We start from the raw sequence: 11,966 nt of genomic DNA on the forward strand, positions 1-11,966 counted from the left end.
CAACGCAAGGTCCGCTGGCAGTTCACCACCGACGACGCACGCGTCAAACTCCGCCACCTATACCCCAAGAGTTAGCCGCGACACGCTACTAGGTGCTCCAGCCAGCGGTGCGCGTCGGTGAGGCCGGCGAGGTCGGAGGTGCAGTCCATAAGCGGCGACGAAGGTTGCCCAAGGTCCGGCAGGGTACAACTTCGCTCAAACCGACCGATTGATCGATCTGCCTCCACAGTGCTGATCGTGACTTGGCTAATATTCCGAGAATGCCTACCGCAGACTTGCGGATCTTCCGCTGCACCACTGGCTACAACGCGGCCGATGAACTCATCGTCGAGCAGGCCGAAGTAGATCAGGAGCGGCCAATCTCGATCTGGATACCCGAACTCCTCGAGGTCAATGCGCTCGCTGCGCCTATCGGCCGCCACCTGGCGTACCGAGTCAAGCAACATGAGTTGAACCTCGTGCTCAGCTTCCTCAACACTCCCCACTCCGGCAAGGTCACCGCACGGAGAGACGACCTGAAATCAGCTGCACGGCACATCGGTGCTTTTGTCGTCGAGTCGGTCGGCATGGGAATGCTTACCGCGACTGTGCGAGACGTCTACCAATGGGCTGGCGATCACGAACACCTTGAGCACTTCGATGCTCTGCCGAGGGACCTCTTCGACTCGTACCAGCGGGTTGGAGTTCGTCCGGACCTACTCTTTCGCGACCCAGCGGGTGCCGAGACGGGTGTTGCCGGCGAGGCCCGCGGACGGTCGACCCGACCATCGTCGCTCCTCAGGCCGCTGGCAGCGCAACGACAGCGACTCAACAAGATTCTTGGCTGGTCGCATCGCCACGCCCATCACCCCGTCACGATGGCTTGGACTTACCTCGGCGGAGCAGGCCTGAGCGTTGACCTATTCGACGTCGCGCTCCCACCACCGGCGCAACGACGGCCCGCACCATCGCCGCCTCCGCAAACCGAACCACCGGATTCGGGAGACGGGTATACGCACCCAAGCCAGTCACCCCGTCCTTCCGACGTCCATGAGTCAGTACTGGATGATGAACGCCCCGAGAGCAGACCCTCTGAACAACGTAGGATTCGCGCGGTTGCGGACGATTATGACTTCGGCATGAGCCTGTCAGTCAACTTTACCGGCACCGCCGATCACCTCTACGACACAGCACCCGCCGGCGGCCCGGAGCAGATACTGGACGGTGAAGAGGTACGGGGGGATTGGGTTTCCGCAGACTTGCTGGGAGCGTCGGCAACACAACTTTTTCTCGGCGTCCTCCCCGAGGAGCCCTCTCCCACGCTGCAACGGGAGATACGAGAACGCCGAACCAATCCGCAACGGACGGCCGATCTCGTCCAAGTCGACGTCTTCGGTCGCTTGATTGTCGCGGTGTCACTAGACAGCGACTCTCCGCCATCATGGCGGGAGATTGCCGCCCGTCTCAGATAACTCAAGCCGCCAGGTGTTCCAAGATCAGCACTTGAGCCTCACCGACCGCGAAGCCCAGCACCGCGCCCGTCGCGATCAGGATCCACTCGTCCTGCTCGAACGCCGGGCGCAGCAGCCTCTCGAACTCCTTCGGCGACAGCTGCTTCATCTTCGACACCAGCACGTTGCGGATGTCCATCGCGTCCGTCGCGTAGTCCTCGATGTAGCGCATCGTCTCCGGCAGGCGTGACATGATCTGGGACGAAATCGCCAGCTTCATGTCCTGGTACTTGCGGCTGCCCACCGCGAACACCAGCAGCGGCTTCGCGACGCTGCCCAGCTCGCGGTCGAGCTGGCGCTGGATCAACGCCAGCACCCGGTCCGCCAGCGGCCCGTGCAGGATCGCCTCGATCACGTTGTGCGGGGTGATGATCTCCTTCGCGATCAGCGACCCGTACGCCTCCGCCACTTCCGCGCGCCGCTTCAGGAACAGGCCCTGCCACTGGATGCCGAAATAGCGGCGCGGCTCGATCGGGTAGAAGATCATGCGCAGCGCCAGCCAGTCGGTGAACCAGCCGGTGAACAGGCCGAAGACCGGCATGATCGGCGGGAACTTGAACAGCACCCACGCCACCATCTGGACGACGCCGATCGCGCCGCCGAACACCAGGCCGGAGCGGGCGATGAACTTGAACTCCTTCGCGCCCGCCTCCTGAAAAATGCGGTTCAGCAGGCGCTTGTCCTTGACCAGGCTGGTGACCACCATGCCCTTGAGGTCGAACACGCTGTCCACATCGGACTTGATCAGGTCGAGCACGGCGGCGACCATCCGCGGCGACTCGTGCTGGACGCGCTCGATCACCAGCCGCTGCACCCGGACCGGCAAGGACTCCCACAGCCCCGGCTGGTAGTGCGCCGCCACCTCGCGGACGATGTCCTCGACGCCCGCCAGCAGGGGCTTCTCGATCTCTTTCGCAATCCGCCCGGCGTCCAGCCGCGCGACGACCTCGGCCGGCTTGATCAGCTGCTCGGTCATCGTGTCGCAGGCGATGCTCGCCATCCGCGCCGCGCGCTTCGGGACGATGCCCTGCCAGCCCAGGAACGGCTTGACGCCGACGAACTCCACCGGCTGGAACATCATCCGGATCGCCACGAGCTTCGTGCCGTAACCGATCAGCGCCGCGACGATCGGGATCGAGACGTAAAGGGGCCAGTGCTGGGCGAAGTCGGCGACGATGCCGGCGAAGAAGGCCCCCATCCGCTAACCCAAGCTCGGGTCGCAGGCCTGCCAGAACTGGGCGCCCAGGCGCGAGACGTGGATCGTCCGCCGGACGAATTTCGCTCGCCGGACGTGCTTCTCCGCTTCGCGCACCGTCTCGTCGGTCAGCAGGATCTCGTACTGCGTCTCCAGCGACGGCACCTCTTCGTCGAGGTCGACCAGGCCGAGCCCGATCAGCCGGGTGACGTAGCCGGGCACCTGGTCGGGCAGCGACACCCCGGCCGCCTTGCCGACCGTCGAGGCGTTGCGCAGCACGACCCGGCCGTTGCCGCCGAGGCCGGTCCGCTCGACGACGTCGACCGCGGGGAACGGCGAGCCGTCGGACAGCGCGGCCAGGATGCGCGCCTCGTCCGGCGTCAGCTGGCGCAGGATGATCGCGTAGAAGTACTCGCGGGCGCGCTCGCGGCCGAAGCCGACGGAGTGGTTGAGCAGCTCGGCCATCGCGGCGCGCAGCGGCTCGGCGTGGTTGTCGCGCACCGGCACCAGCGTCACGGTGGCGGGCACGTTCCCGGGGACCGCCGGGCGGTTCATCGCCGACGCCGCGGTGAGCGCCGCGTGGTACGGGTCGTCGACCTCGTCGAGGCGGCGGCGCAGCTCGGTCAGCAGCTGGCGCTCCACCTGCCGGACGCCGCGTTCGGCGGTCTCGACGCCGGGCAGCTTGCGGCCGATCGCGAAGCCGGTGCGCGCGGCCCAGCCCGCCAGCTGACCGGCGCGGCGGGCCAGGTCGGCCACGTCGTCGGCGGCACCCCGGCCGTTCGGTCGCTCTGCGTTCACAGACCTGCTCCCCTCTGCTTACGCGAGTGATGCTACCTGCGGGTAGGCCGAACGGAGGTGTGACCACCGGCATGATGACGGCTATGAGTCCGACGCGCTGGGGCCCGCCGATCGACGTCCTCCCGTACTTCTCGAAAGAGGAACAGGCGCTGATGACGCTGCTCGGCGCGCTCACCGAGGAGGACTGGACGCGGCCGACCATGTGCGCCGGCTGGACGGTCAAGGACGTCGCCGCCCACCTGCTGGGCGACAAGGTCGGCCGGCTGTCCCACGGCCGGGACGGGCACGCGTCCGAAGGCCCCCGTCCGGGTGAGGCCTTCCCCCGGTTCATCGACCGGATCAACGAGGAGTGGGTCGTCGCGTGCCGCCGGCTCTCGACGGACGTCCTGCTCACCATGCTGTACGAGTTCATGGGCCAGACGACCGAATACTGGGCGCAGCTGGACCTCGACGTCCTCGGCGGGCCGGTGAGCTGGGCCGGCGACGAGCCCGCGCCGCGCTGGCTGGACGCGGCCCGCGACTATTCGGAGTTCTGGGTGCACCACGTGCAGATCCGCGAGGCCCTCGAGCACACGCCACTGGAGCCGGAGTACGCCGAGCCGATCGCCGACACGTTCGTGCGAGCGCTGCCGCACACCCTGCGTGCCGTCGACGCCCGGGTCGGCAAGCAGGTCGGCTACACGGTGACCGGCCAGGGCAAGTGGCACGCGCGCCGCGAGCGCGACGGCTGGGTCCTGGACCGCGGCGCACCGCCGTCCCGCACGCCGCTGGCCACCGTGACGACGGACCTGGACACGTTCTGGCGGCTCTGCACCCGCAACTCGACGAGCACCGACGGCGTCCGGACGACCGGAGACGAAAACGTTTGCGCGCTGCTGCTCGGGATGACGTCGATCATCGTCTAGCGGCGGCGCGCCTGCTTCCGCAGCTGCAGGATCCGGGCGCCGCCGATCAGCGCGACCAGCACCGCGCCGCCGATCGCCGAGAACAGCATCGCGATGGCCAGCGGCAGGCTGCCTTCGGCGCCGAAGAAGTGCACCGTCGCCGGGTCGAGGTTCTGCAGGATGAAGACCAGCAGCACGACCAGCACGACCAGGCCGGCGATGACCGCGACCCAGGTGCCGCTGATCCGCGTCGGCCGGGCCTTGCCCACCGGTTTGGCGGACGCCGGTTCAGCGGACGCCGGTTTGGCGGGTGCCGGCCGCACCGGCGTCACCTCCTCCGCGCCCGGCCGGACGTCGCCGGCGCGCAGCTCGGCGGGCTCCAGAGCGCCTTCGGGCAGGTCTTGGTGGGTGGGACCGGTGGGGCGGTCGGCCGCGCCCCCGCGCGCGTGCGTCATGTGCTCAGTGTCCGTCCGGCGCGCGCGGAGCGCCGCCTCAAACCCCCTAACGGGCGAAACCGTCGACCTCCCGCAGGACGCGCAGGGTGTTCCGGCCGGCCAGTTTCGCGCAGTCGTCCTCACTCCACCCGCGCTCGAGCAGGGCGGCGAACAACACGGGGTACTTGGAGGTGTCCTCCAGTCCCTCCGGCAGCGAGCCGACGCCGTCGTAGTCGCCACCGAGGCCGATGTGGTCGACGCCGGCGACCTCGCGGGCGTGCTCGACGTGCGCGACGACGTCCTCGACGGTGGCGAGCGGCTTGGGCGGGCCGTCCCACTCCTGGACGAACTTCCCGCGCAGCGTCAGGTTCCGGGGCTCCAGCCCGGCTTCGGCCATCGCGGCATCGAGCCGCTCGTTCCACGCGGCGACCTTCGGCGAGACGAACGCGGGTACGAAGGTGATCATCGCGACGCCGCCGTTGCCGGGCAGCTTCGCCAGGACGTCGTCGGGGATGTTGCGGGGGTGGTCGTTCACCGCGATGCAGGAGGAGTGGCTGAAGATCACCGGCACCGAGCTGACCTCGATCGCCGCCCGCATCGTCGACGGTGCGACGTGCGACAGGTCGACCATCATCCCGATCTTGTTCATCTCGCGCACGATGTCGCGGCCGAACTCGGTGAGACCGCCGTGGGCCGGCTCGTCGGTGCCCGCGTCGGCCCAGGTGGTGTTGAAGTTGTGCGTCAGCGTCATGTACCGGACGCCGAGGCGGCGCAGGATCCGCAGCACGCCGATCGACTCGGCGATGCTGTGCCCGCCTTCGGCCCCGAGCAGCGACGCGATCCGGCCGTCGGCGAACGCGGCCTCGGCCTCGTCCGCGGTGGTGACGAGGCGCAGCCGGTCGGGGTAGCGCTCGACCAGCTGGTGGACGACCTCCACCTGTTCCAGGACGGCGGTCACGGCACTGTGGCCTTCGAACTCACAGGGCACGAACACCGACCAGAACTGCATGCCGAGCTTGCCGTCGGCGAGCTTCGGGAAGTCGGTGTGGAGAGCGGGCTGCCGCACGGTCAGGTCGAGGGACGCGGCCGCCTCGACCGGGTTCGGGCCGCCGTGCTGCCGCAGCTCCCAGGGCAGGTCGTTGTGCCCGTCGGCGAGGATGACGGCGTCCAGCAGTTTGGTAGCACGCTGTAGTGCCTCGTTAGTCATCGCCCGATCGTAGGGAGGTCCGGTATACGGTTCGTACAAACGGGCTGACATCTTTCCCGGAAGAAGTAATCCGGCGAGGCGTTGGGGTAAAATAGCCGCGTGGACACCGACGACGACGAGATCGTCACCTGGTGGGGCCTGGTCATCGAGGGTTACCTGGCCACCCAGGACAGGCTGATGGGCGAAATCGCCGACCGCTTCGGGCTGGCGCCGGCGTCGTTCGACATCCTGCTGCGGCTGGTGCGCTCGCCCGAGCACCGGATGCCGATGACGCGCCTGGCCACGGAGGCGGCGCTGTCCAGCGGCGGGTTCACGAAGGTGGCGGACCGCCTGGTCGCGGCCGACCTGATCTGCCGGATCCCCAGCCCCGACGACCGCCGCGTGACGTTCGCGTCCCTGACCGAGCACGGGCTGGACGTGGCGAACAAGGCCCGCGCGGCGGCGGCGGACATCCTGCGCCGGATCGTGCTGACGCCGCTCGGTGAGGACGCGCCGGCACTCGCCGAAGCGATGCGGACACTCCGGGCGTTCAACAGCGACCGTTGAAAAAGTCGAGGTCACGCCCGGCGCCGGTGGCGCGCACCATGAAAGCCATGCTGACCGAATCGACCATCACGACGATGCTTCCGGTGACCGACAGTGAACGCGCCGGCCACTTCTACGCGGACTCCCTCGGCCTGAAGCAGACAGGGAAGGGCGAAGACGGAACCCTCTACTTCGCGGCGGCCGGCGGCGCCATCGGCCTCCGCCCGATGCCGGCCGGCGCGCAGAGCGAGAACACGGCACTGAGCTTCGAAGTCGGCGACCTGCCCGCCGAAGTCAAAACCCTGGAGGACCGCGGTGTCCGGTTCCAGGACTTCGAGATGGAAGGCCTGAAGACGGTCGACCACATCGCCCAGCTGGGCAACGAGCGGGCGGCCTGGTTCAGCGACTCCGAAGGCAACGTGCTCTGCCTGCACGAGGTCATGGGCTGACCTCTGGGGGCGCGGGGGTGCCGTCAGCGGCACCCCCGCGTGCGCAGCCATTCCTTCGCCGCGGCCTCGGCGTCGGCAGCCGGCTGGTCCGGCGGGATCGGGATGTTGTCGTAGACCCGGCCGGTCCGGTCGGCATCGCGAGCCACCGTGAGCAGCAACGTGAAACCCCCGCCGAGGTCGACGATCGTGTTGCCGGTCGCGAACCCCGCCGTCGGCTCGCCGAACGAGCGCGAGATCCCGCGCAACGCCACCAGCGACGCTTCCCCGGAACTGGCGGTGTTGCCGGAGGTCAGCACCGCGATCGGCCGCCGCGGCAAGGTCACCGGGTTGGGCCGGGCGGACATGGACTGGCCCTCCAGCCAGATCTGCCCGTCGTGGATCTCCCACACCGTCCGCACGCCGTCCGGGGTGACGAACGAGCCGACCGGACCATCGCCGAGCAGCGGGGCGAGCACGGTGAGCATCGGGAACACCGCGCCGCCGGTGTCCCCCCGCAGGTCGACGATCCAGCCGCAGACCGGCGGTACCCCGGCCAGTGCGGCGAACCCCGCGTCGACGTAGCGGCGGTCCACGGCTTCGTCCGCGCCCACGCCGGGATGCGAAGGGTCGCGACACCGCCTTCGGTCCGTACCGACGGGACCTCGCCCTTCGAGGCGATCTCCTGCCCCGGCAACACCAGCAGCGTGTGCCGGTCGTGCAGTTCGCCGATGACGTACTGCAGTGCCTCCAGCGTCCCGGCATCGGTTCGCGCACCCCGCGCGAGGTGGGCCGCCCACGCTTCGACCCGCGGCCAGTAGACCCGCGGGGAATCGATGGACCGCGCCCGGATCAGCGCGATCGTCCGGTTCAGGAACTCGGCCGGTGTGTGCGGCCGGATCGGAGCGGCGCCGCCCGCGAAGAGAAGCACCAGCGCGGCAACGACCAGCGAAACGCGACCCCCCATGCGCCCCAGGCTACGCCAGCGACGGCATCAGCTTGATCGCGTTCCCCGACAAGACCCCGCCCAGCACGTCGTCCGGCAGCCCGAGCCCGGCCAGCGTCCGGACGTTCGCCGCCACCGAAGGCACGCCCGGCCGGATAGGCGCGGCGCCGCCCGCGAAGAAGAGCACCAGCACGGCAACGACCAGCGAAACGCAACCCCCAGGCGCCCCAGGCTACGCCAGCGACGGCATCAGCTTGATCGCGTTCCCCGACAAGACCCCGCTCAGCACGTCGTCCGGCAGCCCGAGCCCGATCAGCGTCCGGACGTTCGCGGCCACCGATGGCACGCCCGGCCAGTCCGTCCCGAACACGAACTTCCCCGCCAGCCGCGTCAGGTCGAACCGCCGGTAGTACTCCGGCAGCTTCTTCGGCGGCAGCCCGGCCAAGTCGAGCCACACGTTCTCCCGCGCCAGCGCCAAGAACGCCGCCACGTCGTACCACCAGCCGCGGCCGCCGTGGGCGAAGACGAACTGCAGCGACGGGAAGTCTTCGACCACATCGGACAGCAGCTCCGGGTTGCCGAAACTGGTGCGGGACCCCGGAAAGCTCGACGTTCCCGAGTGGAGGATCACCGGCACCCCGCGTTCGAGGCACAGCTGGTAGACCGGGTACAGCTCCTTGTCCGCCGGCGAGAACGCGCCGTGCACCGGGTGGATCTTCAGCGCCACCGCGCCCAGGTCCAGCTGCCGCGCCACCTCCGACGCCGCCGGGTGGTGCAGGTACGGGTTCACGTTCGCCACGAGCCGGAACCGCTCCGGGTTGAACGCGACCAGCGGCAGGTTGTCCTCGATCGGCTGGATCCCGGTCGCCCGTGGGCTGTACTCGCAGAACAGCAGGACCCGGTCGACGCCCTCGGACTCCATCAGCTCGTCCATCGCGGACGGCACCACCGAACCGTCGGAGGCGTACACCGAACGCCACGGGTACGCCCCGGCGAAGTCGTGCGCCCACTGCAGCCACGCCGGTTTCAGCGTCGGCAGCCGCGGCGTGTGGACGTGGGCGTCGACCACGAAGTGCCCGTCGATCACGAGCTGGGTACCGTCCGCAGCGAGTCGCGGACCAGCTCGCGGATCACGTTGCGGCGGATCTTGCCGGTCGCCGTCTTCGGCAGCTCCGCCAGTTCGACCACCCCGCGCGGGCGCTTGAACGCCGCCAGCCCCTCGCGGCAGAACTCGATCAGCTCGTCCGGGTCCACCGCGAACCCGGGAGCGGGGACGATGCACGCCACCGGCTTGTCGAGGCCGTCGGCGTCCGGCGCGGCGACGACGGCGACCTCGGCCACCGCCGGGTGCTGCCGCAGCCGTTCCTCCACTTCGGACGGTGAGACCCAGATCCCGCCCGCCTTCAGCATGTCCCCGAACCGGCCCAGGCACGAAAACGTCCCGTCCTCGTTCCGGACGTAGCTGTCGCCGGTCCGCAGCCATTCGCCCTGGAACACCAGCTTCGTCGCCTCGTACCGAGCCCAGTACCCGGTCGCCGTCGACGGCCCGGCCACGAACAGCTCGCCCGGCTTGCCGGCGGCGTCGATCACCGCCCCGGTCTCGTCGCGCAGCTGCACGGAATACCCCGGCACCGGGACGCCGGTGCTGCCCGGCCGCACCGAACCGGGCTGGTTCGACAGGAAGATGTGCAGGGCCTCGGTCGACCCGATGCCGTCGAGGATCGCCAGCCCGAAGCGCGCGCGGAACCGTTCGAACAGGGACGCGGGCAGCGGCTCACCAGCCGAAACCGCGTACCGCACCGAGGAAAACGAGTCGTCCGGAACGTCGCTGGCGAGCAACGCCGCGTAGAACGTCGGGACCGCGAAGAACAGCGACGGCCGCTCCTCGCGAGCGCGCTTCGCGAACAACGCGGGTGTCGGGCGCGAAGGCTCGAGCAGCGTCGTCCCGCCCGCGCCGAGCGGGAAGAAGCACGAGTTCCCCAGGCCGTAGGCGAAGAACAGCTTCGGCACGGACAGGAACCGGTCCGCCGGCGTCGTCGCCAGCACACCGCGGGCGTAGGTTTCGCAGACCGCGCGGATGCTCGCGTGCCGGTGCATCGCGCCCTTCGGCTGCCCCGTGGTGCCCGAGGTGTACAGCCACAGCGCGGGCGAGTCCTCCCACGTCCGTCCACTGGGGAGCGCTCCCGCCAGCGACGGCCAGTCGTGCGTCCGGACGCCGAACCCGGCCGCGTCGCAGCGGTCGAGCACGACGTCTGTGACTTCGGGGGCCAGCTCCAGGGCCGTCAGCGCCTGCCCGGCGAACTCCCCGGACACGCACAGCACGCGCGCCCGCGAGTCGGCCAGCACCTGGCCCAGCTCCGGCCCGGTGACCATGGTCGACACCGGGACGGCGACCGCGCCGGCCAGCATCGCGCCGAGGATGCCGGTGAGCAGCTCGACGTCGTCGACCATGCAGAACATGACCCGTTCTTCGGGCCGTACACCGAGTTCGACGAGCCCGCCGGCGACGCGCCGGGACTCCTCGGCGAGCTCGGCGTAGGTGAGGGATCGCCCGGGCGACACGACCGCGGTCGCGTCCGGGCGCCCGGCCGAGAGCAGGTACTCCGCGGCATTGAACCCTGTCGCCACCAGGCCTCCTACGTGAGGTGCACGTACTCGTAGTCGATGGGCTTGCCGTTGATGCCCTGCCGAGGCGGCGCGACCCAGCTCGCGATCTTCCCCCGCTCGTACACCGGGCGCATCAGCGAATGGACGAACGTGAGGTCTTCGGTCGTGGGCAGCCACTTGCGTTTGCCGGCCTCCCAGGTCGCCTCGTCGACGATGGTGCCGTCGGGAGTGACGTGGTGGCCGGAGTTTATGCCCACTTCGCGGTTGAAGCCAGGGTGCGGCAAGCGGAACGTGCGGTCGATGCCGGCGTCGGCGAGGATCTTGTTCCAGCGCTTCACGCCGGTCTGGCAGTCGGCCACGTACTCGCTGCGCAGATCGAGGTTGAGCAACAGGATCGCCTGCAGCTCCTCGGTCGTCCAGGTGCCGTCGCCGGTCGGCCGCTCCAGCGTGCGGGCGTCCTCGGTGAGCTTGTGGTCGTCCTTGCGGCGGGTCTCCTGCCAGCGGCCCTTGAGCCCGGCGGTGTAGTAGTTCGCCGCGTTCGTCGACGTCTCGCTGCCGAACAGGTCGAGCGACACGGTGTAGTGGAAGTTGATGTACTTCTGGATGATGTCGAGCGGGATGCCGCCGTGCGGGCCGATGTCGTACGTGTCGTGCTCGCGGATCAGCTCGGCGCTGCGGGTCACCACGCGGTCGACGCCGGTGGTGCCCACCATCATGTGGTGCGCTTCTTCCTTGAGCATGAACTCGCAGGTGCGCGAAAGCGGGTCGAAGGAGGACTCCTTGAGCGTGCCGAGCTGGTACTTCCCGTCGCGGTCGGTGAAGTAGGTGAACATGTAGAACGCCAGCCAGTCGGCGGTTTCCTCGTTGAACGCACCGAGGATGCGCGGCGCGTCGGGGCTGCCGGAGTTGCGCAGCAGCAGGCCTTCGGCCTCGTCACGGCCTTCGCGGCCGAAGTAGGCGTGCAGCAGGTACACCATCGCCCACAGGTGACGGCCTTCTTCGACGTTGACCTGGAACAGGTTCCGCAGGTCGTAGAGGCTCGGCGCGGTCAGGCCGAGGAGTTTCTGCTGCTCGACGGACGCCGGTTCGGTGTCGCCCTGGATGACGATCAGCCGCTGCAGGTCGGCGCGGTACTCGCCGGGCACCTGCTGCCACACCGGTTCGCCCTGGTGCTCGCCGAAGGCGATCCGCCGGTCCGGGTCGCGCTCGGCGAGGAAGATGCCCCAGCGGTACTCCGGCACGTTGACGTGGTCGAAGTGCGCCCAGCCTTCGCGGCCCACGCTGACCGCGGTGCGCAGGTAGACCCCCTGCGTCTCCAGCGTCGGCCCCATCTCGCCCCACCAGTGCAGGAACTTCGGCTGCCAGCCCTCCAGCGCGCGCTGCAACCGCCGGTCCTCGGAGAGGTTGACGTTGTTGGGGATCTTGGCGTCGTAGTCGATCTTCTCGGGCATCTGC

The 11,966-nt window shown here is 69.2% G+C and carries 12 protein-coding genes and 1 pseudogene; 4 read left to right on the forward strand and 9 right to left on the reverse strand.

The window, feature by feature from the left end; genetic code table 11:
* Positions 1–260: 260 nt before the first annotated feature.
* Positions 261–1,451 (forward strand): hypothetical protein, encoded by a 1,191-nt coding sequence (locus AB0M30_RS28055; protein WP_364589328.1) that lies wholly within the window; start codon positions 261–263, stop codon positions 1,449–1,451.
* 1 nt (position 1,452) lies between these two features.
* On the opposite strand, the gene AB0M30_RS28060 is transcribed toward AB0M30_RS28055, so the two are convergent.
* Together AB0M30_RS28060 and AB0M30_RS28065 are read right to left on the reverse strand one after the other, a co-directional pair.
* Positions 1,453–2,688 carry a DUF445 domain-containing protein gene (locus AB0M30_RS28060; RefSeq protein WP_364589331.1) on the reverse strand — a complete coding sequence of 412 codons (1,236 nt, stop codon included), beginning with the start codon at positions 2,686–2,688 and terminating at the stop codon, positions 1,453–1,455.
* Between the two features lie 3 nt (positions 2,689–2,691).
* A complete protein-coding gene (locus AB0M30_RS28065; protein WP_364589334.1) occupies positions 2,692–3,483 on the reverse strand; it encodes an Abi-alpha family protein in 792 nt (263 codons plus the stop codon).
* A gap of 83 nt (positions 3,484–3,566) precedes the next feature.
* Here AB0M30_RS28065 and AB0M30_RS28070 point away from each other — a divergent pair, with 83 nt between their 5' ends.
* On the forward strand, positions 3,567–4,388 hold the full coding sequence (locus AB0M30_RS28070) for a maleylpyruvate isomerase family mycothiol-dependent enzyme (protein WP_364589337.1): 822 nt from the start codon (positions 3,567–3,569) through the stop codon (positions 4,386–4,388).
* On the opposite strand, the gene AB0M30_RS28075 is transcribed toward AB0M30_RS28070, so the two are convergent.
* A complete protein-coding gene (locus AB0M30_RS28075) occupies positions 4,385–4,822 on the reverse strand; it encodes a lipopolysaccharide assembly protein LapA domain-containing protein (protein WP_364589340.1) in 438 nt (145 codons plus the stop codon). The two genes, AB0M30_RS28070 and AB0M30_RS28075, sit on opposite strands and share 4 nt — an antisense overlap.
* A gap of 46 nt (positions 4,823–4,868) precedes the next feature.
* Complete coding sequence (locus AB0M30_RS28080; protein ID WP_364589343.1) at positions 4,869–6,008, reverse strand: dipeptidase; 1,140 nt, start codon at positions 6,006–6,008, stop codon at positions 4,869–4,871.
* Positions 6,009–6,107: 99 nt separating this feature from the next.
* Here AB0M30_RS28080 and AB0M30_RS28085 point away from each other — a divergent pair, with 99 nt between their 5' ends.
* Together AB0M30_RS28085 and AB0M30_RS28090 are read left to right on the forward strand one after the other, a co-directional pair.
* Complete coding sequence (locus AB0M30_RS28085) at positions 6,108–6,554, forward strand: MarR family transcriptional regulator (protein ID WP_103335689.1); 447 nt, start codon at positions 6,108–6,110, stop codon at positions 6,552–6,554.
* A 47-nt stretch (positions 6,555–6,601) separates the two neighbouring features.
* Positions 6,602–6,982: a VOC family protein gene (locus tag AB0M30_RS28090; RefSeq protein WP_103335687.1), complete on the forward strand. Its 381-nt coding sequence runs from the start codon at positions 6,602–6,604 to the stop codon at positions 6,980–6,982.
* Positions 6,983–7,005: 23 nt separating this feature from the next.
* Here the strand turns inward: AB0M30_RS28090 and AB0M30_RS28095 are convergent, their stop codons facing one another.
* From AB0M30_RS28095 to boxB, 5 genes and pseudogenes are all read right to left on the reverse strand, one after another.
* Positions 7,006–7,572 (reverse strand): S41 family peptidase, encoded by a 567-nt coding sequence (locus AB0M30_RS28095; protein WP_364589347.1) that lies wholly within the window; start codon positions 7,570–7,572, stop codon positions 7,006–7,008.
* A gap of 363 nt (positions 7,573–7,935) precedes the next feature.
* Positions 7,936–8,055 (reverse strand): annotated as a pseudogene (locus tag AB0M30_RS28100) (amidohydrolase); the annotation flags it as partial.
* 81 nt (positions 8,056–8,136) lie between these two features.
* Complete coding sequence (locus tag AB0M30_RS28105) at positions 8,137–8,991, reverse strand: amidohydrolase family protein (protein WP_364589350.1); 855 nt, start codon at positions 8,989–8,991, stop codon at positions 8,137–8,139.
* Entirely contained in the window at positions 8,988–10,532 is a 1,545-nt protein-coding gene (locus AB0M30_RS28110) for a benzoate-CoA ligase family protein (protein ID WP_364589353.1), read from the reverse strand. Before AB0M30_RS28110 ends, AB0M30_RS28105 begins: the two co-directional genes overlap by 4 nt.
* A gap of 8 nt (positions 10,533–10,540) precedes the next feature.
* Positions 10,541–11,962 (reverse strand): benzoyl-CoA 2,3-epoxidase subunit BoxB, encoded by a 1,422-nt coding sequence (gene boxB / locus AB0M30_RS28115; RefSeq protein ID WP_364589355.1) that lies wholly within the window; start codon positions 11,960–11,962, stop codon positions 10,541–10,543.
* Positions 11,963–11,966 lie beyond the last annotated feature (4 nt).

The sequence above is a fragment of the Amycolatopsis sp. NPDC051716 genome (assembly GCF_040681595.1).
Classification (GTDB): Bacteria; Actinomycetota; Actinomycetes; order Mycobacteriales; family Pseudonocardiaceae; genus Amycolatopsis.